The organism is Streptomyces sp. NPDC051738, assembly GCF_044453205.1.
Classification (GTDB): Bacteria; Actinomycetota; Actinomycetes; order Streptomycetales; family Streptomycetaceae; genus Streptomyces.
In genome coordinates this window covers 533,672-555,938 of sequence record NZ_JBITCM010000001.1, presented here as the reverse complement: position 1 = coordinate 555,938, position 22,267 = coordinate 533,672, and the positions used below count along the sequence as shown (strand labels likewise).

The window sequence follows — 22,267 nt, the reverse complement described above, 5'->3', positions numbered from 1 at the left end:
TTCCGACCTTTCCGATGGTCATCGATGGGCTCCCAGCACGGAGTACGCGTCCCTGCGGACGATCACGACACCGACGCCGAGCGCGAGGATCAGGCCCCACACGGGCAGACCGTCCGGCTGCAGGGCGAAGGTCGTACGGCTGGCGGCCAGGCTCGGCGCCACGACCACGGCGGCCCATACGGCCACCAGCGCGACGGCGGCGCGGGTCACGCCGACGACACCGCCGAGCGCCAGGGTCGTCGAGGTGAAGGCCAGACAGGGCAGCAGCCACTGCGCGGCCGTCACCCCCGTCGCCCAACCGCCCGCCAGCAGCACGGGAACGACCACGACGAGCACGGACGCGGTGCGCCGCAGCACCAGGTGGAGCCCGGCGCGGGGCACGGAGGCCGTCAGTTCGTACGCCGGGTCCAGACCGCGCGACCACGACGCCGCGACGCCGAGCACGGGCAGGACCGGCGCGAGCAGCAGCACCAGCGACACCTCGCCGGTACCGGTGTCGACCACGTCCAGCAGCAGCGCGAGCAGCGTCACGCTCACGACCATGGCCAGCCAGGGCACCATCACCGGCGTCATCCACACCGACAGCCGCGCCGACCAGCGCCGGCGGACCGGCGCCGGAACGGCCGTGTCCAGCTGTGGCTCCAGGCCCGACCACACGGTGTCGACCAGCGCCGCCACGCCGGGCACCTCGGCGGCGACGACGGCCGCCAGCCGCTCCCGGCACACCGCGCACGCCTCCAAGTGGGCCTCCAGGGCCCACACTTCGTCGGCGGCGAGGTCCGTGTCGTCACCGCGCGCGTAACCGTCGATGATCCGCATCGACGCGTGCTCCCCACTCATGCCAGCGCCTTCCGCATCGCGTGCCGGGCCCGCCGGGCCCGGGTCTTGACCGTGCCTTCGGGCAGCCCGAGCAGGACCGCGGTCTCCCGGACGGACAACCCGTCGAGCACCATGGCCTGCAGTACCTGCCTGAGCTCCGGCGCGAGGCGCCGCAGCGCGTCGCCGACGTCACCGCCGACGGTCGCCGCGAGCACCTCGTCCTCGGCGGCGGGCGCCGCGTCGGGGAGTGCGGCCGCCGCCGGCGGCTCGGCATGGTGGGCCCTGCGCCTGAAGGCGTCGACGAGGCGGCGCGCCGCGATCGTCCACAGCCAGCCGACGGCCGTCCCGCCCACCGAGGCCCCCGCGAACGCACCCGCCGCGCGCCACGCCGCGAGATACGTCTCCTGCATGACCTCGGCGACGATCTGCTCGTCCGCGCAGCGCCGCCGCAGCCGCACCGCCATCCACGGCGACGTACGCCGGTACAGCTCCTCGAACGCGACACGGTCGCCTCGTGCCACCAGCCGGACGAGACGCTCCTCGTCCAACTCGCCCGGTGCCTTCCTGACTGATCTCACACCCACTAGACGCCCGCCCCCGACGCCAGGTTTTCCCCTCGGTGTGATCCCCGTCACGCCGTGCGTGCGGCCAAGACCGGCCTGATCTGGACTTCTCCTACTGATCGAGGTCGGGAAGGTCCTGCCCGCAGATCTTCTCGGCGGCCTTCTGCGCCGCGTTCCATCGCTTTTGCGTCGGCCCGTAGTCGATGACCAGGCCGGCCCGGGGCTTCTTCCCGGCGATGTAACGCGCTACGGCAGTGCCGGCGGACGCCCACTCCGTCAGTGCCGGCCGCAGGTTCTCGGGGGCCTGCGGTGCGATCAGGGACACACGGTCGGCGAAGTCCTCGTAGCTCTTCGCGGCATCGGCCCGCAACTCGGAGTCGTTCTTGTTCTCGTCGCCGATGGCCAAGGCCATGGCAACCAACTGGTTGTACGCCAGGGTGTCCACCGTCCGGCAGGCCTCGGGTGTGGCCTCAACGCTGGGGGAGGCGGTTGTCGCCGCCGTGGAACCGGTGGAACCGGAGGGAGACGGGGCGTTCGTCCGCGGCGTTCCCTCTTGTCCGCCTCGGTCGGAGGACTGGTCCGCGCAACCCGCCAGGGCGAGCGCCAGCACCATGGCCAGGGGGATGATCGTCTTCCTGCTCACGAGATCCTCGATTCGTACCGCCGCGCCCCACGTTCCCGCCCCACTCGGTTCCGGACTGTACGGTTCGCTCCCGGGACCGGTCCCGGCGGCGGCCCAGCCCCCTGGGGGACCGCTGCTCGGCGCAACTCTCAGCGCAACGCGCTCTTCTCCTGCCACTCGCCCCACGAGAGGTTCCACGCGCCGAACCCGTTACCGGGCTCGACCACGCCCTTGGTGTCCTTGCCGGTGATCTCGAACGGGTCGCCCGGCCGCACCTGTGCGTAGAACCAGGCCGCGTTCGCGTCGCTCATTCCTATGCAGCCGGAACTCTGGTTGGCGTTGCCGAAGTAGCGGGCGTTCCACGGGGCGGCGTGGGCGTACATGCCCGACCAGGTCAGCCGCATCGAGTGGTCGACCATCTTGTCGTAGGCGTCGCCCAGGCCCACCGTCTCGGAGTTCATGTTGATCGTGCCCTCCTTGGCCATGAGTACGGCCGTTCCGCGCCAGGAGCGCTTGTCGCCACCGGGCGTGCCGCCGGAGACGGGTATGCGGCGGACCGTCTCGCCGTCGCGGACCAGGGTGAGTTGGTGGCTGTCGAGGTCGACCTTGACGATCTGCCGGGAGCCGACGGTGAAGGCGGTCGTGTAGTCCCGGACGAACCAGCCGCCGTCCGCGCCGGAGTCGGTGCCGTTCAACTCGGCGTTCAGCGTGACTTTCGTCCCCGGCTTCCAGTACGTCCTGGGCCGCCAGTCCACCCGGTCCCGGCCCGACCAGTCGCGTATCCAGCCCCAGGAGCCCTCGGTGTCGTTCGAGGTGGTGATCCTGAGCTGCTTCTCGACCTCGGCCTTGTTCCTGACCGGGTTGTCGAAGACCAGGGAGATCGGCTGGGCGATGCCGACGGTGGCGTCGGCGCCCGGCCGCCAGTCGACCTTGTTGACCTTGTCCGCCTCGGCCGTGGTGAAGGCGGCCTTGGTGCTCTTGGCGGTTCCGCCCTCGGTCCGGGTCGCCGCCGTCACCGTGTACGCCGCGCCGGGTACGGCCTTGCGGTCGGAGAGCCACGACCGGCCGTCGGCGGCGACCTTGCCGGCCAGCCGGTGGCCCTCGGCGTCGGTGACGGTCACCGAGGTGAGTCGGCCGCCCGCGGCCGTGACCTTCACGGGCTCACCCGCCGGGACCCGTTCTCCCGTGGGAGTGACGGTGACCGTGACAGGGCGGTCCTCGGCCCTCGGCTTCACCTCGCCGTCCGGGGCGCTGGGGGAGCCGCTCGACGAGCAGGCGGCGAGCGGCGCCAGCAGGGCGGCCATGGCGGCGGCCACGACGGCGGCCCGGACGCGGGCATGGACGGGTACACGGGTGCGCGACAACAGGACCTCCGGGAAGGACGGGAAGGGGGTGGGCGATTCGGCGATGTCGTGACTGTAGGACCGGAAAACCCGAGGTCAGCCGCTATGGGGCTGTGTGACGGCGACTGGTGAGGAACGGTCATGGTCCGGTCACATTCGGCGCGCGGAGCAGTCATGGGCCGCTGTGAGCCTCCTGTGTGTCCCCGCGACAGGTCCGGGGAGAAGGAGAGGCTCAGACTGTGTCAGCGCTGCTCGTGCCGCCCAGCCGCGTGTGCCAAGCACGGGACCGGGGCATGGCCCTGCGAACCATCACCGCGGAGACGTACCGCACCTTCCTCGCGACCCCCGACGGCGCGGCCCTCGGCGCCGGTTTCCTCCAGTGCCCGTCCTGGGCCGAGGTCAAGGAGGGCTGGCGGGCCCAACTGCTCGGCTGGGGGCCGGATCCGGAGGCGGGCGCGCTGACGGGCGTGGCCCTGGTGCTGCTGCGGCAACTCCCGGGCACCCGCAAGTACTTCGCCTACCTGCCCGAAGGGCCCGTCGCCGACTGGAACGACCCCGACATCGACGGCTGGCTCGGTCCGCTGCTGGAACACCTGCGCCGCGCGGGCGCCTTCGCCGTGCGCATCGGCCCGTCGCCCGCCTACCGGCGCTGGGACGCCGCCCTGCTCAAGCCGCTCACCGGTCCGGGCCGCCGCCTGGGCGACGTCCTCGCCAGCGAGGTCGACCCGCTCGGCACCGCCGTGGCCGAACGCCTGCGGGCCCGGGGCTGGCGCCGCTGCGGTGGTGACGGGACCGGAGCGGCCGGGACCGGCGGGGACGGGACCGGCGGGGACGGGGACGCCCAGCCCCGCCACGTCTTCCACGTGCCGCTCGCCGGACGCACCACGAAGGACCTGTGGTCCGGGCTCAACCAGGAGTGGCGACGCAATGTGCGCCGCGCCCAGAAGGAGGGCGTTGAGGTGGTCGTGGGCAGTGCCGCGGAACTCCCGGAGTTCTACCGGCTGCTCGGCATCACCGAACGACGCGACGGCTTCCGGCTCGGCCGCTCGCTCGCCTACTACGAGCGTCAGTACGTGGCGCTCAACGCCGAGGAACCGGGGCGGATGAAGCTGTACCTCGCCCGTCACCGAGGGGAGATCCTGGCCGCCCACACGATGATCACGGTGGGCCGCCGGGCCTGGTACCAGACGGGTGCCTCGGCCGACCACCGCCGCGAGGTCCGCCCCTCCAACGCCCTGCAGTGGCGGATGCTGCAGGACGCCCACGCGCTCGGCGCCGACGTGTACGACATGCGCGGGGTACCCTCCACTCTCGATCCAAGCGAACGTGCGTACGGACTGCTGCGGTGGAAGCTCGGCACCGGGGGACAGGTCGTCGAGACGTTGGGGGAATGGGAGAAACCCTTGGGCGGCAGCGCCAACCACACGCTTCACCGCGCCTTCCAGGCGTACCTGAACCGCCGATGAATCAGCTGACGAAGGCTTCCTCTCCGGACTCCCCGGACTCTCCGGCCTCCTCCGCGACGGCCTCCTCCGCAGCGCGCGGCACCGCCGTCATGGCCGCCGGATCCATCGTCGGCCGGGCCACCGGCTTCGCCCGTTCCGCCGTGGTCGCGGCGGCGCTGGGCACCATCGGGCCGGTCCCCGACGGCTACGCGGTCGGCAACGCGCTGCCCACCATCGTCTACATGCTGCTCCTCGGCGGCGCCCTGAACGCCGTCTTCGTTCCCGAGCTGGTCAAGGCCGCCAAGGAGCACGACGACGGGGGAGCCGCGTACACCGACCGGCTCGTCACCGTCTGCGTCGTCGCCCTGCTGGCGATCACCGCGACCGCCGTATGGGCGGCCCCCGCGATCGTCGACGCGTACACCGACTACACGGGCGAACAGGCGGCCATGACGACCGCGTTCGCCCGCTACTGCCTGCCCCAGATCTTCTTCCTCGGCCTGTTCACGCTGCTCGGACAGGTGCTCAACGCGCGCGGCCGGTTCGGCGCGATGATGTGGGCGCCGGTCCTGAACAATGTCGTCGTCATAGCCGTGTTCGGGCTGTACCTGGCGCTGGCCCTGGGCGGCGCGGACACACCCACCGCGGCGAACACGCTCACCCCGACCGAGACCGCCATCCTCGGCTGGGGCACCACCGCCGGTATTGCCGCCCAGGCCCTCGCCCTCGTCCCCGCACTGTGCGCGGCCCGCTTCCGCTGGCGGCCCCGCTTCGACTGGCGCGGCAGCGGACTGACCCGCCCCCTGCGCGCGGCCGGCTGGCTGGTGCTGCTGGTCCTGGCCAACCAGGCCGCCTACTGGGTGACCACCCGGCTGGCCACGACCGCGGGCCTCGACGGCGGCCCCGGATACGGCGCGTACAACAACGCCTATGCCCTGTGGGTCGTACCGCACGGCATCGTCACGGTCTCCGTGGTGACCGCGCTGCTGCCCCGGATGAGCGCGGCCGCCGCCGACGGGGACACCGCCGCGCTGCGGCACGACGTCTCGCACGCCCTGCGCGTCTCCGCCGCCGCCGTCGTACCCGCCGCCTGCGCGCTGTTCGCCCTCGCCCAGCCGATGATGGCCCTCGTCTTCGGACACGGCAGGACCAGCGCCGCCGACACGGCCGCCATGGCCGGGATCCTGATGGCCTTCGCGCCGGGACTGATCGCCCTGTCGGGCCAGTACGTCCTGTCCCGCACCTTCTACGCGCTCTCCGACACCCGTACGCCGTTCCTGCTCAACCTCGTGATCGTCGCCCTCAACGCGGGACTGTCCGTGGCCGCCGCCCACCTGCTGCCGGCCCGCTGGGCCGTGACGGGCATGGCGGCGGCGTACTCGCTGGCGCTGTGCGCGGGCTGGGCGGTGACCGCCCGGGTGCTGAGCCGCCGGCTCGCCGTCGCCCGCCCCCTGCGCTCGTCCGCCGTCGGCGCTCACGGACGACTGCTCCTCGCCGCCGTCCCCGCCACCGCGCTGGGCCACTTCGCGGTCCTGGGAACCGCACGGGCGGGGGCGGTGGTCTCCACGGGTGCCGGCGCCGCCGCCATCGTCCTCACCTTCGCCCTGCTCGCCCGTCCGCTGCGGCTCGCCGAACTCGACGCGCTGCTTTCCCGCGTACGCCCGAGACGGCCCCGGAACCGGACCTGACCACCATCGAGGGAGAACTTCCGATGCCCCGCGTGCTCCTCATCGAGGACGACCCTTCCGTACGCGAGGGGGTCGAACTCGGTCTGTGCCGCCGAGGCCACGAGGTACGGGCGGTCGCGACCGGCGAGACCGGCCTGGCCGCGCTGGCCGAATTCCACCCCGATCTGCTGCTGTTGGACCTGATGCTGCCCGGCATGAACGGCGTACAGGTCTGCCGCCGGGTCCGCGAGCACAGCCAGCTGCCGATCATCATGCTCACCGCGCGCGGCGACGACTTCGACGTGGTCGTCGGCCTGGAGGCCGGTGCCGACGACTACATCGTCAAGCCCGCCCGCACCGATGTGATCGAGGCCCGCATCCGTGCCGTACTGCGCCGCCTCGACGACGGCGGCGCGGGCCGCCCGGCCATCGAGGTCCACGGCGAACTCACCATCGACCGGGTCGGGCTGACCGTCACCAAGGCCGGCCGGTCGCTCGCGCTCGCTCCCTCGGAGCTCAAGCTCTTGCTGCACCTGTGCGCCGCCCCCGAGCAGGTGTTCAGCAGACAGCAACTGCTGGAGCACGTCTGGGAACACAGCTACCACGCCGACGCCCGGCTGGTCGACGCGTGCGTCCGCCGGCTGCGCGGCAAGATCGAGGACGAGGCCGGCAGCCCCCGCTACGTCCAGACACTGCGGGGCTTCGGCTACCGCTTCGGGCCGCTGTGACCACCGGTCCTCGCCGGTCGCGGTTCAGGGCGTTCGGGCTGCGTACGCGGCTGTTGCTCGCCTTCCTGCTGGTCGCCGCCGTCAGCGCCGGCACCACCGCCGCGCTGACCTACCGTGAGGCCCGCAGCGCGGTGCTGCAGACCGCCCAGGACACGGCGGTCACGTCGTTCCGCGACCAGGTCCAGCAGACGGCCTTCGGCCTGCCCATCCAGGGCGGGGAGGACCTGGAGTCACTCCTGCGGGACATCGCCCGCAGGGGCAAGCCGCACCCCTGGGTGGTGTTCGCCGAATACGGTTCGGTCCGCGCCTCCTCGGGCGAGAACCCCGTCTCCACGGTCATCACACCCGAACTGCGCCGCGCCGCGCGGGCCAACCCCCACGGCAGCTTCGAGCGGGTCGTCAAGGACGGCGTTCCCTACCTGACCATCGCCATGCCCATGGTCTTCAAGACAGACCCGGACAGCCTGCTGCCCAGCGGACTCGTCCTCTACGCCGTCATGCGGATGACCGACGAACAGGTCAACGTCGACGCCCTCCTCATGGCCGCCCGGGACGGTGCCCTGCCCGGCCTCGCCGTCGCGCTGATCCCCGGCCTGATCGCCGCCCGCAGCGTGCTGCGCCCGGTGCGGGAACTGCGCGAGGCGGCCCGGAACATGGGCAGCGGCAGGCTCGACACCCGGATCCCGGTACGCGGCAGCGACGAACTGGCGGACCTGGCACGCACGTTCAACGAGTCGGCGGGCGAACTCGAGAACACCGTAAGGGAACTGCGCGAGGCCGAGGCCCGCGCCCGCCGCTTCGCCTCCGACGTCTCGCACGAACTGCGCACCCCCCTCGCCGGAATGCTCGCCGTCACCGAGGTCCTCGACGAGGACGCCGATCACCTGGACGCCGACACCGCCCGTGCGGTCCGGCTGGTCAGCGCGGAGACCGGAAAGCTCGCCGTGCTCGTCGAGGACCTGATGGAGATCTCCCGCTTCGACGCCCGCGCGGCCGAGCTGAACGCCGACGAGGTCGACGTGGCCGAGACCATCCGCAAGACCCTCCACAACCGGCACTGGACCGACGGCGGGCCGGCCGGGGACGGCCGGGTCCGCACCGAACTCCCCGACGGTATCCGCGCCCGGCTCGACCCGCGCCGCTTCGACCTCGTCATCGCCAACCTCGTGGGCAACGCCCTGCGCCACGGCAGCGAGCCGGTCACGGTACGCCTGCGCACCGAGGCACGCTCCCCGGGCACGCGCGTGCTGATCACCGAGGTCGCGGACAGCGGACCCGGCATCCGCCCCGCATCGCTCCCGCACATCTTCGACCGCTTCTACAAGGCCGACGCGGCCCGCACCCGCTCGGCGGGCAGCGGCCTCGGCCTGGCGATCACCCTGGAGAACGTGAAGCTGCACGGCGGAACGATCCGCGCCGGGAACCTGCCCGGGGCCGGTGCCGTCTTCACCGTCGAGATACCGCTCCACGCGGAGGAGGCCGGCGGATGAGGCGTGCGCGGACGCGCGGACCTGCGGCGGCGGTCGCCTTCGCGGCCGTGCCCCTGCTCACCGGCTGCGGCATCCAGGAGACCGACGTCATCGAGGCGGGCGGCCCCGCCAGCTTCCAGGCCTTCCTCGACCGCGACCGCGACATGCTGCTCTTCTTCCGTTCCCCCGACGGAGGGCTGAGCACCGTGATCCGCACGACCGAGCCCCCGGTCGAGTTCAGCGACGGATTGGCCGAGTCGGGCTCCGCAGACCAGAACCCCGGCGACACGACCGGCCCGGTGCCGACGGAGAAGGTCGTCCTGGCGCTGCTCGGCGGTCCGCGCAAGGAAGACCGGGCCGCCGGCCTGAGCACCGCCCTCCCCGCCGCCCGCCCCGGCGGGACCGTCGAGGTCGAGCGCTCCGCGGGCGGCAAGGTCACCACTCGCGTCCCCCTCGCCCTGGAGGGACTGTCCGGCACGGCGCTCCGTCAGCTGACCTGCACGATCGCCTACAGCCAGGACGCCGACGGCCAGATCGTCGTGCACCTGACCGGACAGGACGGGGCGTCGAGGTCGGGCACGTGCGGACTCGCCCCCGGCAGCACCCCGAAAGTCGCCACGAACAGCGCGCCCTAGCCCCCTGGTTGACATGCGCCACTGATCGCCGCCGCGACCGTTCGCGCCCCGTCGGCTCGATGGCGGAGCGGTTCCGGATGAACTGCCACGCCCATCTCTTCGACCTCGCCCTGCTGGAGGGCAACTACGAGGCGATGGTGGGCGCGGACGTGCTGGAGGCAGCTCAGCAGCCGCAGGGCGAGGGGATGGCCCGCGGGCGGGCGGAGCGGCTGCTGGCCGAGGCTCAGCGCACCGGGAAGCCGAAGGAGTAGCCCTGCTCCTTGAGTTCGGGGAGGATCCGGCGCAGGGCCTCGACGGTCTGGGAGCGGTCGCCTCCCGCGTCGTGGAAGAGGAGCGTCGGCCCGCCCGGCAGCTCCCGTTCCACGGTGGCGACGATGGCGTCCGTGCCCGGCCGCTCGAAGTCCTTGGTGTCCACGTTCCAGCCCAGCGGCCGCATGCCCCGGGAGGCGGCGAGCGTGCGGCTGTAGGGGGTGAAGGCTCCGCCGGGTGCCCGGTAGTACATCGGCCGTACGCCCCCGGACGCCTCGGTGATCATGCGTTCGGCGTCGAGGATCTGCTGCGACTGGTAGGCCTGGGACTGCCTGTCCATGGTGGTGTCGTGCGACACCGAGTGGTCGCACAGCCGGTGCCCGTCCGCGACCACCTTCTTCACCAGGTCCGGGTGGGCCTGGGCCTGCGTCCCCACCATGCAGAACGTGGCCTTCACCCCGTACTCCCGCAGCACGTCGAGCACTTGGGGCGTCCACACGGGGTCGGGCCCGTCGTCGATGGTGATGTTGACGCCGCGCGCCCCCGCGTCCGACGCGTGCACGATGGTCACGTCGACCGGCTTGACGTCACCGCCCGGCGTGGCCGACGCGGTCGCCTTCGGCGACGATCCGACCACGGCACCGGCCTGCGCGGTCCACACCGCGGCACCGGTGGACAGCACCGTCACCCCGAGCGCCGCCCCGACCAGCTTGCCGTACCAGCCCCATCCGCCGCCGTGCCGTGCCATGTCCGCCCCGCCTTCGCGCAGTTCCGCACCGATCCTCGGTCGACTTGCGACCACCTGGCAGGACGAGGGACGGCGGCCACCGGATCCGTCCGTTACCGATCACGGACAATCCCGGGGGAGTTCACGGACAACTCGGCGAACAGCGGCCGGGAGCGGGCCGGTTGACCCGGGCTCGGTCAGGTGGGCCCGTTCGGGCTCCGGGAGAAGGCCGTGTCGCCGGCGGTCGCGACGATCGCGTCCTTGACGAGCAGCACGCGCGGCGGGGTCTCCTGCGCCTTGTCCCCGGGGTTGTCCAGCGCGGAGGTGCGCCACACCTCAGCTCCGGTACGGCTGTCCAGTGCCAGCAGACGGCCGAAGCGGTTGGAGAAGTAGACCCGCTTGTACGTCGCCGACACCACGGGCGCGGACAGGCTCTCCATGTCCGTCGTCTTCTGCCAGAGCTGTTTGCCGCTGTCCGCCGACACCGCGGTGACCGACCCGTCGGACCGGACGAAGTAGACGACGCCGTTCACGAGGGTGGCAACGCCGGTCAGCGGACGTGCCAGCGGTGTCCGTTTGATCTGCCCGGTTTTCGGGACCACGCGCAGCAGCGCGTTGTACGGCCGTTCGTACCCGGCTTCGTACACGTCCTTCGCGGTCTGAGGGGCGAGGAACAGGGGTTGCCCGCCGACGGCGCCGAGCGCCTCCGCCTTCCGGGGCAGTGTGGCGGTCTCGGTCAGGCTGCCGGGCTTGAGCCTCATCAGGCCGACCGGGGCCTGGCCGGGCTCGCGGCCGGCCGAGCACAGGGCGTAGGGGACGCCTCCCAGCGCCGACGGAAGGCAGACCTCGTCCAGCGAGGGCGCCTGCCACAGTTCCTTGCCGGACGGCCCGTAGGCGACGAACCGCGAGTAGTCCGGGGACAGGGTCAGCAGTCCGCCGTTGAACAGGACCGGATCCGCGGACTTGTTGATGTCGCGCTGCCACCGCCGGTGGCCGGTATCGGCGTCGAGGGCCAGCACGCGCCTGGTCGTGTCGTCCGGGTCCTGGTACACATAGACCAGCCCGTCGCGTACGCCGATCGGCTGCACCCCTTGAGGACGGGTGCCGGTCCGCCACAGGGTGCGGCCGGAGGCCGGGTCGATCCTGGCGACCGTGAAGCCCGTCCCGCCGCAGAACAGGGCGCTCTTGTCCGCCACTTCGTCCGTCACGCACCCGAGGGCCTGGTAGTCGAGAGGGACACCCTTCACGTCGCGTCGCAGGGCCGTGCGCCACGGCCGCCAGCCGTCGGGCAGGGACGCGGCACGGGCGGTGGGCGTGGCACTGGCGGTGGAGGTGGTGGCCGTGTCCCGGCCCGACACGAAGACACCCGCCCCGACACTCAGCCCCGTGATGGCCAGCGCCGCGCCGAGGCCGGTGAGCGACAGCCGGGCCAGGCGCCCCTTGCGGGTGCCCGTGCTGGTGCTGGTGTCGGTCGCGGCGCCCGCAGGGGTGGTGGGCGCGCCCTGGAGAGCAGGCCGGGGCCGGGGTTTCGCGGACCGCCCGGCCTTCGTGGGCGCGGCGGCGTCGGATTCCGGCAGCGCCTGGAGCATGCGATGCAGATCCGCCGGTTCCGGCCGTGCGGCCGGATCCTTGTCGAGGCAGCGCTCGACGATGCGCAGGAGCGGTTCGGGCACCCCGTCGAGGTCCGGGGACTCGTACATCACCTGATAGCCGGTCATGTACGGGCTGTCGGCGTCGAACGGTCCCGTGCCGACGGCCGCGAACACCATCAGCGACCCCAGCGAGAACACGTCCGAGGCCGGGGTGACGTCCCGGGGAGAGGCGAGCTGTTCCGGCGACATGAAGGGCGGAGTGCCGATCACCCGCCCCGTCATGGTGAGGCTCTGGTTGTCGGCGGCGCGCGATATACCGAAGTCGATGACGCGCGGCCCGTCCTCGGTCATCAGGACGTTGGCCGGTTTGAGGTCCCGGTGCACCAGGCCCACCCGGTGGATGTCGCGCAGCGCCTCGGTCAGCCCCAGTCCCAGCGCGCGCAGTTCCCGCCCGCTCAACGGGCCGTCCTTCTTCACGACTTCGGCGAGGTTGAGCCCCGGCACGTAGAGCGTCGCCATCCACGGTTGGTCGGCGTCCGGGTCGGCGTCCACGACGGGCGCGGTGAAGGCGCCGCTCACCCTGCGCGCCGCCGTGATCTCCTGCCGGAAGCGCGTCCGGAACTCCTCTTCCTGCGCGTACGACCCGTGCACGAGCTTGACCGCGACGTGCCGCCCCGAGGCGGAGACCCCCAGATAGACGACTCCCATGCCGCCTGCCCCGAGCCGACCGAGAAGGGTGTACTCGCCTATGGACTCCGGGTCCCCGGTGCTCAGGGCCGTCATCGCCGATCACCCTTCCCAGCGCCTGCCTGCGTCACGGAGATCAGCGTAGGGCCTGCCGTCCCGGAAGCGGAGCCGCGCCTGGCACGGTTCGGTGTTTCCGTGCGCAACGGCCGTCGGCGCGGCAGGAGTTGGCGGGCCGACGACCGTCGAGATCAGTTCCTGACCGCGAGGACGTGTTCGGCCGCGAACTTCGCGCCACCCGCCGGGACTGCGGGAGTCCCGTGTGAGACGACAGGACGGGCGGATCGCGTTCCACCGGAAGCGACGGCAGTACCGTGCGCGTGCGCGTGCGGGGGCGTCGGGCAGCAGGGTGCCGCAGGAGTCACCGGTCCTTCAGCGCCGCGGCCATCAGCGCCTCGGCCGCCTCCGCGGTGGTGTCGGGCGGCACGACCAGCAGATCCCAGCGACCGTGGCCGGGGGCGAGCAGGATCACGGTGTGCTGCGCATGCGACGCGACGGTCCTGCGCAGCCGTACGACCTGGTTGCACACGAACATCCGGCCCGGTGCCGCGGACCAGGCCGCCGAGTTCACCGTGACGCCGGCGATGTGTCCCCAGGCGCGCGGCAGCGCGGCGAGCAACTGGGGAAGCTCCGCCAGGAGATCGTAGGAGCGGGGCCACCACACTCCGTCGAGGCGGCGCGGCAGGACGCTGTGGGGTGCGAGGCGCAGCCGGAGGAGGGGGTGGGCGGGTGGTGCGGGCGGGACCGTGGTGGGCATGCGTTTCCTTGGGTGGGCACGGCGTACACCCCGACGAGGCGTTCGAAGGAGGCGCATCACGGTGGCCGACGGGTCGGCCCGGCCGGGGCGCTCGGCTGCTGGGACGCGGACGGCGGCATACGTGGTCGTCGACCTGCGGCGTGCGTCAGATGGGGCCGCGTCCGGATCGAGGGCGTCGAGGGCGGCCGGCGGGGGCTGTCATGATGCGCCACCTGTCCCGGGCGACGAGCCGCCCGGTGTCGTCGTGCGCCGGGAGCGAAACCGGTTCTGTCACCGGTATGCGTTGGGCCCTCGGTCCTTTCACCCTACCGGGCGCAGAGCGATATGGGGATCACGGACCGTAACAGTTGCGGAAGAAGGAAAGATCGGCCGGCGGGCGGCCCGTCGTACCGCCCTCGCCTTCCCACTGCTCCACCCGCTCCCGCTCGCACCGGGTGCCGTCCGTGTCGAGGCGGCGCCGTTCGGCCGCGACGAGCGCGCTCGCGGTGAGGTGGAGCGCGGGGTCGGACGCCGCCGTCATCAGCCGGGCCGCCGCGCCCGCCTCGGTCCGGGGCGGCACGACCAGCAGGTCCCAGCGGCCGACGCCGTAGGAGTAGAGCCGGATCGTGTACAGGTCGAACCCGGACGCGAACCACGCGGCCTTCACCGTGTGACCGGGGGCGGGCAGGTCGTACGGCGCCTCGGGCCAGGTGCCGCGGCGAGCGGCGATACTCGTCACCTTCGCCCGCAGCGCGTCGAACGCCTCGGTGAGGAGGGGCAGTTCGGCCGTCAGATCGTGGGAACGGGGCCACCAGGCACCGCACACGGGCCCGGGTGGAAAGGTCGGCGGGCGCAGCGTGAGCCGGGCGGGCAAGGGCGGGGAGGGCAGTTCCTGCTCGGGAGTCGCACGTTCATCGGCGCGCGATGTCATGTCGCGGTCCTGTCCCCGGCCGCCGTGCGACGGACCGGTGGCGTGGTGCGCCAGGAACGACGCCAACGGGCAGCGGGCGTACGGAGAACTCCCGGCGCCCGCCACGCTACTCCGCCCCGAGGGTTCCCGGACCGGTCCACGGGCGCCCAGGCTGACGCCGTCCGGCCGTGCGCAGGATTCCGCCGGAGCGTCCACTGTTTCGGCAGCCCATGGGCCTGCTCGCTCCCCGGCACTCCGGGCAAGGACCGTTTCGCCGCCGCCGCAGGACAGTTGGCCGCCGCTCCCAGCTCCCAGCTCCCAGCTCCCAGCTCCCAGCTCCCAGCTCCCAGCTCCCAGCTCCCAGGTTCCCGCGTGCCGTCGTGGGTCCGATGTGGTGTACGCGTGCGGAGACTGAACCGCCGAGCAGATGGCGCCCTACGCCCCGGGCGTAGGGTTGAAGGCACCGAGGGTTCCCCGCGCGTCGGCCGCAGGCCGGTGCCGTTCTCGGTGAACGACGACGCCGGGGCCGGATGCGTCCGGGCCCGGGGCAGGGCTCGTCCCATGACAGAGAACGTGCCGGACCGGCCGACGACCTCGACCCTGGGGCCACCCCCTGTCCCGGACCCCAGGCGTCCGGAACGCCCCGCCCGGTCCAAGGGCCGGCGGGCCCCGTCGCCCCTGGCGGGCGAATGCCTCCGCCCGCTGACCCGCTGCCAGGTGGAGGACCTCACGCCGGAACTCGGTGACCTGTACGCGCAGACCTCCGGCGGTGACCCGTGCGCATGGAACCGGGAACGCTCCGCCTTCCTGCGGCGGCTCGCGACCGACGTACGGCGGCCGGGGTTCGCCCTGCTGGTCGCGGAGACCAGCGTCTCCTCGGGCGCCACGCTGCTGACGGGATGCGCCCACGGTTTCCCCGTGCGCGGCGACGGGCCCCGGTGGGAGGGCCTCGACGGATACCTTCCGCAGAGCCTGCTCCGGGTCGCCGCGTCCGGGAGACTCTTCGCGATCTCCGAGATCCTCGTCGGACACCGGGTGCGCACCCAGAACCAGAGCCGCGACTGGAACCTCGCCCGGCGCCTGCAGAGACGACTGCTGACCGACCACGCCGCCGCGCTCGGCGTCATGCTGGTGAACCGCGGCGACGCCCGGATGCTTGAGGCGCTGCGGTCCTGGGGGTGGCAGTACCTCCTGACGGACGTGGCGGACACGGCGGACGCCCGCGGGATGCCTCTGTGCGCTCCTCCCTGCCGAGTCCTGGTCCTCCGGTGACGGGCGGCTGACCGGGAGCCGAGCAGCAGAGGACATCTGTGTCGGCGACGGCAGGATTTCCGCCCGGGCGACTAGAGTTCCCGTATGGGGAAGCCGCTCCCCTGGGCGGGCCGTGACTTCGGCGGTCCGCGGGAAGGCGCAGATGCCAGCGCAGGACCGGCCGCATGCCGCCGACCGGCTCGACGACGACTATCACCCGGCGTACACCATGGGCCGTGCCGCCGAGGTGATCGGTGCGACGCCCGGTTTCCTCCGGGCCCTCGGAGAGACGGGTCTGATCACGCCGACGAGGTCGGAGGGCGGCCACCGCCGCTACTCGCGTCACCAGCTGCGCCTTGCCGCACGGGCCCGCGAGATGGTCGACCAGGGGACCCCGATCGAGGCCGCCTGCCGGATCATCGATCTCGAGGACCGGCTGGAGGCGGCCCTGCGCGCCAACGCCGCGCCGCGCCGTCCGGAAGAGCGGCCCGACGGTGGCGGCGAGTGAAAATCTGACGGCGCCGGAGCATAAATTTAACCGGTGCCATCAGCGGTCTTTTCCAATCGTTCCGTCTGCTTTTCCGGGTTGTTTTCATTTCCCCTTGTTGCTGATTATTTCCGGTGCTATGCTGAACTTTAATTGCAGTTGTGGTTGCCATTTTTCGGGATTCCCGGGCGGGCGATCATCACGGCGATGAGGGGGCCCGCGAGGTGCGGGTCTCCAGCACTGCCTCAGGAGAATTAGCATGGCCAGCGGTACCGTTAAGTGGTTCAACGCGGAAAAGGGCTTCGGCTTCATCGAGCAGGACGGCGGCGGCGCCGACGTCTTCGCTCACTACTCGAACATCGCCACCCAGGGCTTCCGCGAGCTGCAGGAAGGCCAGAAGGTGACGTTCGACGTGGTGCAGGGCCAGAAGGGCCCGCAGGCGGAGAACATCGTTCCCGCCTGACACCCGCGACCGAACCGGTCTGAACCTGTCTGACGCGTCTGACGTAATTTCGCACGCGCATACGACGGAACAGGGGCCCGCACCTTGGGTGCGGGCCCCTTTTCTGTTTCCCGGGCCCGGATCCTCCGAAGAAACCCGCCGCTGTTACACCCGCCCCTCGACCCCTCCGACTCCTGGTGAGGCACCATGCGCTGCGTGATCGCCCGTTATCCCTTCGACCTCTTCAAGACCGACGTGGAGACAGCGATGGGCGGTGCCCGCCCCGAGCCCGTCACGGGGGCCTGCGTCGTCATCGGGAGCCGCCTGTTTCCGGTCAAGCAGGTGGGCGAGGTGATCACGGGCCAGGATCGCCGTGACTTCACCATCGGCGAGGTGACCAGGGCACTGACCCGGCTCGGCTTCACCTGCCACGCCGCGCCCCCTATGCGCCCCTCCGGCGCCGGCCCGGCGTACGGACGCCCTGTCCAGTGGGGCGGCTGACGGGCTGGCTGACCTACTGGCTGATGAGCGTCGGCAGCCGTACGGCGAGCAGGGCCACGTCGTCGGTGCTGCCGGGCGGCATGCGGGCGAGCAGTTGGTCGCACAGCGTGTCCAGCGGTGCCTGGGCGAGCGCGAGGGCGTGGCGGCGCAGCCGGTCCAGGCCGGTGTCGAGGTCGCTGCCGGGGATCTCGATCAGGCCGTCGGTGTAGAGCAGCAGGGTGGAACCCGGCGGCAGGGGCTGTGTGGCGTTCGGCCTGCCCGGGTGGCCGGTGTCCACGGGGGCGCCGAGGACCACTCCCTGTCCGGCTTCGAGGTACTGCCCCTGTCCGCCGGGGGTCAGGAGCAGGGGCGGCGGGTGCCCGGCGCTGGTCCACCGCAGCGTCCACGGTCCGGTGTGCGGGTCGCCTTCGACCCGGGCGAGGACGAGGGTCGCCATGGGGACGGTGGTGATGGCGGGCATGGCGTCGTCGAGGCGGTCGACGACGGCGCCGGGCGCTCCGGTGCGGTCCCAGGCCAGGGACCGCAGGATGCCGTGCAGTTGGGCCATCCCGGCCGCCGCGGTCAGGTCATGGCCGACGACGTCGCCGATGACCAGCGCGAGCGTGCCGTCTTTCAGTTCGAACGCGTCGTACCAGTCACCGCCGACCTGCGAGCCGGCCGGGGCGGGCTGGTAGCGGGCGGCCAGCCGCAGGCGGCCGGGCTGGGGCAGCGGGGCCAGCAGGTTGCGCTGCATGGCCTCGGCGACGGCGCGCTGACGGCCGAACCGCCGTGCGTTGTCGATGACCAGCCCGACCCGGCGGCCGATGTCGGTCACCACCACCAGGTCCTCGGCGCCGAAGGGGTGCATCGGGTCGGTACGCACCAGCGTCAGCGCGCCGGTGATCTGCTGCCGGGTTCCCAGCGGCACCGTGATGGCGGACGTCGCGTGCACCGTCCGCAGGAAGTCGCTGTGGACGGCGGCAAGGGGAGAGACGGGCGGTACGGCCGTCTCGGCGTCGTCCTGCTCTTTCGCGTCGTCCTGCTCGTCCTGCCGGCGCTGCAGCACGGCATCACCTCCGTTCAGCACCCGGACAAGAGGTGAGCGCTCTGCCTCCCCGGCCTCGGGAAGGCGCTCGCGCCCGCCCTCCAGCCCGGCGGCCCGGCCCGCGGGACCGGTCACCGCCACCCGGTGGACCTGCCCGGAACCCGTCAGCAGGTCCACCGCCGCCCAGTCGGCCAGGCGGGGTACCAGTAGGCGGCCCAGCCGGGCGAGGGCCTCGTCGGTCTCCAGGGTCTGCCCCAGTACGTCGGTGATCTCCGCGACCAGTGTCAGCCGCTCATTGAGGTCCTCCAGAGCACTCGTGTAGGCCGCACGCTCCCGGCGCGCGCTACGGTCGCCCGTGATGTCGGTGAACAGCACGGCCATGCCCTTGAAGGAGCCGCCGTCCGTCAGGGGAGAAGCGGACCAGGAGATCGTGACCAGGCGACCGTCACCGCACAGATAGCTGTCGCCCTCCCCGCGTGCGGGGGCTCCCTCGGCCAGCGCCTGGAGCAGCGGGCACTGCTCCCGCAGGAGCATGCCGCCGTCCGTGTCCCGGTGCAGCCGCTCGTGCGCGTCCTGCCCGCGCATCGCGGCCGCGGGTCGGCCCAGCAGCCGTTCGGCGGCGGGATTGACGGCGAGGATCCGTCCGGCCGGATCCAGGACCATCAGGGCTGTGCTCAGCTGCTCGACGACCTGCCACCAGAAACCCGGCTCGGGCGCCGGCCACGACCGCCCCTCACCTCCCGCACCGGGCACCGCATCCTCCACCACGCCGCCCTCCAGTCATGGCAGCCACCCACCGAAGACCGCGGGCGCGTCAGGGGGACCTTCACACCGGTAACCGATGGTCTCCGTCAACCGATGGTCTCCCGACCGGAACCCGCTCGCATGGCCGCCACGAGGACCTGCCCGCCCACCTGCGCCGGGCCGCGCGCCCTCCCCGCCGGCCGCCTCCGGCGTACCCACACCGGTCAGCCGCGATCCTCCTCCTCGGCCTCCATGAGCCGAATGCCCTGATGCGTCAGCATGACGGTCGCGGGTGTGTCCCCATGGGCCCAGCGGACCGTGACGAGCCCTTCCTCCACCAGATAGGTGCAGGCCGCGGCCAGATCCTGCTCGGGGATCGCCAGATCGTCACGCAGTTTGGCCCCGGAGACGTCAGGGAGGCCGTTGCCTTCCATGCCCTCGTACAGGGTCTTCATGATCGCTGTGCGGTGGTTCTTCCGCTGGTGCAGTGTCGCCATGGTCGCCGCCACTCGTGCCGGGCTCCGAACCCGTCGCCCCCGGCAAGGAGAAGGCCACAGGTCACCGACTGACTCCCGCGTTTCACTCTACTCCGGGCCCTCGTCCTCACATCCCCACAGCACGCTGCTGATGCCGGCCGTGTGACGAGAGGGCGCCGCCGCTTCCGTGCCGGGCCTGTTCCGCCGCGATGAGGGCGGTCGCGGTCATCGGCGGGTCGGTGTCCGCGCTCGCGGTGGCCATCAGGCGGGCGGCCGAGGGGGCGTCGGTCTCCGGGGGGATCACCAGGAGGTCCCAGCGGCCCGCGGTGTAGGAGAGCAGAACGATCCCGTGCGGATCCAGCTCGGTGGTGAACCAACCGACCTTCACCACATGGCCGTTGACGAAGATCCTGGGCGGGAGTATCGGCCAGTTGCGGGGGTTGACCCCGATACGGGTGATCCGCCCCCACAGCGGATCCAGCACCTCCGCCAGGGCGGAGAGCTCGCTCTGCAGATCACGTGAACGGGGCCACCAGGCGCCGTCCAGTTCGGCGGGCCCGGCGGAAGGGCTCTGGGTTCTCAGCGCGAGGCGCGCGGTCGGGGCCCGGAAGGGAACGGCCCGTAGCAGGGGGTGAGACTCGGTCGCGGACATCGCGCTAACCCGTCTCCGGACTTCTGCGCGAGAGCAGCACGGCCCGGTGTCGTCGCTCAAAGGGAACGACACCGGCATCGGAGCCGATGTGCGAAGTGCTCCCGATGAGTTCACGCTACTCCCCGACAGCTCGCCGTGCGTGTCCTGTTGCCTCTGGGACGAGGGTCCTGGGCAGGGGCGCATGGGGCCGTTTCTCCGTTGGCTGTACGGTCCGTTGGGCCTGCCCGCGGAGTACGCTGGCATCACCGAGGATATTTCGCGCACCGGCTTCCATGCTCGTGTCGTTTTCGGCGATTGAATACGCCGGGCCGGTTGCGGTCGGCCCGGGGCAGGGTTCGCGTCATGACTGCGACCATTTCCCTCCCGCCGACAGCCGAAGCCGATGACCGCTCGTGCGCGTCGTACTCGTCGTCCTCCCTCCGCCTGTCGCTGGCTCCCGCCGGCCCCGCACCGGCTCTACTGGACGGCGCATGGTGGCCCCGCTCCCGCGATCTCGGAGCCGAACTCCCCTCCCTGACGGCCGTACTGGAGCCGTTGTGGGGGCGGATCACCCGGGTCACGGTCAATCCCACCCACTGGCCGGTCGTTCCGCGCAAGGTGCCCGTCGCCGGGCACGTGGTGAAGGTGGGCTGGTTCCTGGCCGAGCAGGACCCGCACGAACTGCTGTTGCTCTCCTACCGCAGCGGCCGCTGGAACCTCCTGGTGATCCCGCCACAGACGGCTCCCGCCTCGGCCGCCTGGCTGATGGCCGCCGCGAGCGACCCCCTGGGCATGTCGACCGCGAGCCGGTTGATGGAGGAGGCGGCGCGCCTGCGCACGGTGCACGAGGCCGACCGGGCCGTGGAAGCGGTCTGGGACTCCGAAGGAGGCCATGAGGCCCGCGATCCGGCTGCACGTCCCCGGATCCCGACCGTGACCGTCGCGACGCCGCAGCACGCGGTGCCGCATCAGCCGATGGGCAGGTGAGGACCGTGGAGACGTTCGTGACCGTGATCGTGATCCTGGCGATGATCGCCCTCGGGGTGCTCCTCATCCACCGGCTCAACTCCCAGCACAGTGACCGCATGGCCGCCTTCCACTACGGCCGCTCCGGGACACCTGTGCAGGGCCCGGCCCCGTCGGCCCGGCGGAAGGCCCGCGGCTGGGCGAGAGCGAGCGGCACCGCGGGCAGCCGTGACCGTCCCGACGACGGGTCCGGCCGACGGAGCCGAGCGGACCAACGGCACCGCCCGATCTGACAGCACGCCCGCAGCCCAAGACCCCGGCCGCAGCACCGCACCTGACAGGCCGGGGTCTTCCCGTGTCCTGTGCCCTCCCTCAGCCCGGCCGAGCCATGCGCCACTCTCCGACGAGTACTCCGTACCTCGAACCGAGGAGCCATGCCCCTTCCACAACTGAACGTCCACCGGCACGACCACGCCACCCGTGCGCTGATCACCCTCGCGGGAGAGATCGACCTGGCCACCGCCCCGCTCGTGCGCGCCGCGCTGGCCGCATGCCTGCGTGACGGCATCCGCACCGCCGACGTCGATCTCACGGCGGTCACCTTCTGCGACGCCAGCGGACTCAACGCCTTCCTAACGGCGTCCGCGCTCGCCATCGATGCCGGAACGACTCTCCAACTGCACTACCCGCCACCGGCCTTGGCCCGCATGATCAAGATCACCGGGTGCGGCTTCCTGCTCCACGAGCTGCACGCCGTTCGACCCCTGCCACCTCGGGTTCCCGCTGCCCTGGACGGTGCGCGGTGACGGCCCCGCCGCGCCGCGAGCCGGCAGGCGGTCGGGGAAGCGCACCGACCACCGACAGCGCGGTACGCCTGCGCAGGCTGAACCGCTGGCAGGCCGAGACCCTGCGGGAGGACCTGGCCGATCTGTACGTGGAGTCCTCCCGCGCGCAGGCCGGCCAGGAGTACCGGGGCCGGGAGGCGTTTCTGCGCCGGCTCACCGGTGACATCCGGCGGGCGGGATTCGCCCTGCTGATCGCAGAGGACACGGCCTTCGTCGGGTGTGCCTACGGATTCCCCGTACCGCGCGAGGGGATGTGGTGGAGGGGGTTCGACGGGCCCCTTCCGCAGAGCGTCGAACAGCTCACCGCGTCCGGCCACGTCTTCGCGATCACCGAGATCGTGGTGCATCCCCACACGGACGACCAGGACCTCGCCCGCCGACTCCCACAACGCCTGCTCGCCGACCACCACGCCTCGCTCGGGGCGACACTGGTCGACCAGGCCGACGCTCCGGCCCGCGACGCCCTCCTGTCGTGGGGGTGGCAGGACATCGGAACGATCCGTCGGCAGTCGGATCCCACGGCCGTCCGGTCGTCGGCCCCTGTGCCGCTGCGGGCCCTGGTCCTTCCCCTCGGCTCCCGCACGGCGGCCCGCCCGGACGGCCTCGCTCACGAGAACCGCACCCAACGGCCCGACTGACGACCAGGAGTGC

At 72.1% G+C, this 22,267-nt stretch carries 25 protein-coding genes; 14 read left to right on the top strand and 11 right to left on the bottom strand.

The window, feature by feature from the left end:
* Positions 1-18 precede the first annotated feature (18 nt).
* The 4 genes from ACIA8X_RS02500 to ACIA8X_RS02485 form a co-directional block, all read right to left on the bottom strand.
* Positions 19-840: a zf-HC2 domain-containing protein gene (locus ACIA8X_RS02500; protein WP_393454505.1), complete on the bottom strand. Its 822-nt coding sequence runs from the start codon at positions 838-840 to the stop codon at positions 19-21.
* Entirely contained in the window at positions 837-1,397 is a 561-nt protein-coding gene (locus ACIA8X_RS02495; RefSeq protein WP_393454508.1) for an RNA polymerase sigma factor, read from the bottom strand. Before ACIA8X_RS02495 ends, ACIA8X_RS02500 begins: the two co-directional genes overlap by 4 nt.
* A 97-nt stretch (positions 1,398-1,494) precedes the next feature.
* Positions 1,495-2,025, bottom strand: coding sequence for a hypothetical protein (locus tag ACIA8X_RS02490; protein WP_399457609.1), 531 nt, complete (start codon positions 2,023-2,025; stop codon positions 1,495-1,497).
* Positions 2,026-2,153: 128 nt separating this feature from the next.
* Entirely contained in the window at positions 2,154-3,308 is a 1,155-nt protein-coding gene (locus ACIA8X_RS02485) for an Ig-like domain-containing protein (RefSeq protein WP_399457762.1), read from the bottom strand.
* 278 nt (positions 3,309-3,586) lie between these two features.
* Here ACIA8X_RS02485 and ACIA8X_RS02480 point away from each other — a divergent pair, with 278 nt between their 5' ends.
* From ACIA8X_RS02480 to ACIA8X_RS02455, 6 genes are read left to right on the top strand one after another with little or no spacing between them, the layout of a single operon-like run.
* Positions 3,587-4,813, top strand: a complete 1,227-nt coding sequence (locus tag ACIA8X_RS02480) for a lipid II:glycine glycyltransferase FemX (protein WP_399457608.1) — start codon at positions 3,587-3,589, stop codon at positions 4,811-4,813.
* On the top strand, positions 4,810-6,480 hold the full coding sequence (gene murJ, locus ACIA8X_RS02475; RefSeq protein ID WP_399457607.1) for a murein biosynthesis integral membrane protein MurJ: 1,671 nt from the start codon (positions 4,810-4,812) through the stop codon (positions 6,478-6,480). Before ACIA8X_RS02480 ends, murJ begins: the two co-directional genes overlap by 4 nt.
* Before the next feature lie 23 nt (positions 6,481-6,503).
* Positions 6,504-7,187 carry a response regulator gene (locus ACIA8X_RS02470; protein ID WP_399457606.1) on the top strand — a complete coding sequence of 228 codons (684 nt, stop codon included), beginning with the start codon at positions 6,504-6,506 and terminating at the stop codon, positions 7,185-7,187.
* Entirely contained in the window at positions 7,184-8,677 is a 1,494-nt protein-coding gene (locus ACIA8X_RS02465) for an ATP-binding protein (protein WP_399457605.1), read from the top strand. Before ACIA8X_RS02470 ends, ACIA8X_RS02465 begins: the two co-directional genes overlap by 4 nt.
* A complete protein-coding gene (locus ACIA8X_RS02460) occupies positions 8,674-9,291 on the top strand; it encodes a hypothetical protein (RefSeq protein ID WP_399457604.1) in 618 nt (205 codons plus the stop codon). The genes ACIA8X_RS02465 and ACIA8X_RS02460 overlap by 4 nt, the downstream gene beginning before the upstream one ends.
* 59 nt (positions 9,292-9,350) lie before the next feature.
* A complete protein-coding gene (locus ACIA8X_RS02455) occupies positions 9,351-9,542 on the top strand; it encodes a hypothetical protein (RefSeq protein ID WP_399457603.1) in 192 nt (63 codons plus the stop codon).
* Here ACIA8X_RS02455 and ACIA8X_RS02450 read toward each other — a convergent pair.
* From ACIA8X_RS02450 to ACIA8X_RS02435, 4 genes are all read right to left on the bottom strand, one after another.
* Positions 9,515-10,288, bottom strand: a complete 774-nt coding sequence (locus ACIA8X_RS02450; RefSeq protein WP_399457602.1) for a polysaccharide deacetylase family protein — start codon at positions 10,286-10,288, stop codon at positions 9,515-9,517. The two genes, ACIA8X_RS02455 and ACIA8X_RS02450, sit on opposite strands and share 28 nt — an antisense overlap.
* A 176-nt stretch (positions 10,289-10,464) precedes the next feature.
* On the bottom strand, positions 10,465-12,642 hold the full coding sequence (locus ACIA8X_RS02445; RefSeq protein WP_399457601.1) for a PQQ-binding-like beta-propeller repeat protein: 2,178 nt from the start codon (positions 12,640-12,642) through the stop codon (positions 10,465-10,467).
* 322 nt (positions 12,643-12,964) lie between these two features.
* A complete protein-coding gene (locus tag ACIA8X_RS02440; protein WP_393454535.1) occupies positions 12,965-13,360 on the bottom strand; it encodes a DUF5994 family protein in 396 nt (131 codons plus the stop codon).
* Positions 13,361-13,691: 331 nt separating this feature from the next.
* Positions 13,692-14,270, bottom strand: coding sequence for a DUF5994 family protein (locus ACIA8X_RS02435; RefSeq protein ID WP_393454538.1), 579 nt, complete (start codon positions 14,268-14,270; stop codon positions 13,692-13,694).
* A 540-nt stretch (positions 14,271-14,810) separates the two neighbouring features.
* On the opposite strand from ACIA8X_RS02435, the gene ACIA8X_RS02430 reads away from it, so the two are divergent.
* From ACIA8X_RS02430 to ACIA8X_RS02415, 4 genes are all read left to right on the top strand, one after another.
* Positions 14,811-15,521, top strand: a complete 711-nt coding sequence (locus tag ACIA8X_RS02430; protein ID WP_393454541.1) for a hypothetical protein — start codon at positions 14,811-14,813, stop codon at positions 15,519-15,521.
* A gap of 142 nt (positions 15,522-15,663) precedes the next feature.
* Positions 15,664-16,008 (top strand): MerR family transcriptional regulator, encoded by a 345-nt coding sequence (locus ACIA8X_RS02425; protein ID WP_393454544.1) that lies wholly within the window; start codon positions 15,664-15,666, stop codon positions 16,006-16,008.
* 238 nt (positions 16,009-16,246) lie between these two features.
* Entirely contained in the window at positions 16,247-16,450 is a 204-nt protein-coding gene (locus tag ACIA8X_RS02420) for a cold-shock protein (RefSeq protein ID WP_393454547.1), read from the top strand.
* A 186-nt stretch (positions 16,451-16,636) separates the two neighbouring features.
* Entirely contained in the window at positions 16,637-16,930 is a 294-nt protein-coding gene (locus ACIA8X_RS02415) for an SCO5918 family protein (RefSeq protein WP_393454550.1), read from the top strand.
* Positions 16,931-16,943: 13 nt separating this feature from the next.
* On the opposite strand, the gene ACIA8X_RS02410 is transcribed toward ACIA8X_RS02415, so the two are convergent.
* From ACIA8X_RS02410 to ACIA8X_RS02400, 3 genes are all read right to left on the bottom strand, one after another.
* Positions 16,944-18,722 carry a SpoIIE family protein phosphatase gene (locus tag ACIA8X_RS02410; protein WP_399457600.1) on the bottom strand — a complete coding sequence of 593 codons (1,779 nt, stop codon included), beginning with the start codon at positions 18,720-18,722 and terminating at the stop codon, positions 16,944-16,946.
* Between the two features lie 200 nt (positions 18,723-18,922).
* Positions 18,923-19,195, bottom strand: coding sequence for a hypothetical protein (locus ACIA8X_RS02405; protein ID WP_399457599.1), 273 nt, complete (start codon positions 19,193-19,195; stop codon positions 18,923-18,925).
* A gap of 106 nt (positions 19,196-19,301) precedes the next feature.
* Positions 19,302-19,826, bottom strand: a complete 525-nt coding sequence (locus ACIA8X_RS02400; RefSeq protein WP_399457598.1) for a DUF5994 family protein — start codon at positions 19,824-19,826, stop codon at positions 19,302-19,304.
* Positions 19,827-20,168: 342 nt separating this feature from the next.
* On the opposite strand from ACIA8X_RS02400, the gene ACIA8X_RS02395 reads away from it, so the two are divergent.
* The 4 genes from ACIA8X_RS02395 to ACIA8X_RS02380 all read left to right on the top strand — a co-directional run bounded on the left by ACIA8X_RS02395 (position 20,169) and on the right by ACIA8X_RS02380 (position 22,254).
* Positions 20,169-20,792 (top strand): DUF5994 family protein, encoded by a 624-nt coding sequence (locus ACIA8X_RS02395; protein WP_393454562.1) that lies wholly within the window; start codon positions 20,169-20,171, stop codon positions 20,790-20,792.
* A gap of 5 nt (positions 20,793-20,797) precedes the next feature.
* On the top strand, positions 20,798-21,064 hold the full coding sequence (locus ACIA8X_RS02390; RefSeq protein ID WP_393454564.1) for a hypothetical protein: 267 nt from the start codon (positions 20,798-20,800) through the stop codon (positions 21,062-21,064).
* Positions 21,065-21,205: 141 nt separating this feature from the next.
* Entirely contained in the window at positions 21,206-21,577 is a 372-nt protein-coding gene (locus ACIA8X_RS02385) for an STAS domain-containing protein (RefSeq protein ID WP_393454567.1), read from the top strand.
* Complete coding sequence (locus tag ACIA8X_RS02380) at positions 21,574-22,254, top strand: hypothetical protein (protein WP_393454570.1); 681 nt, start codon at positions 21,574-21,576, stop codon at positions 22,252-22,254. The genes ACIA8X_RS02385 and ACIA8X_RS02380 overlap by 4 nt, the downstream gene beginning before the upstream one ends.
* Positions 22,255-22,267: the final 13 nt, after the last annotated feature.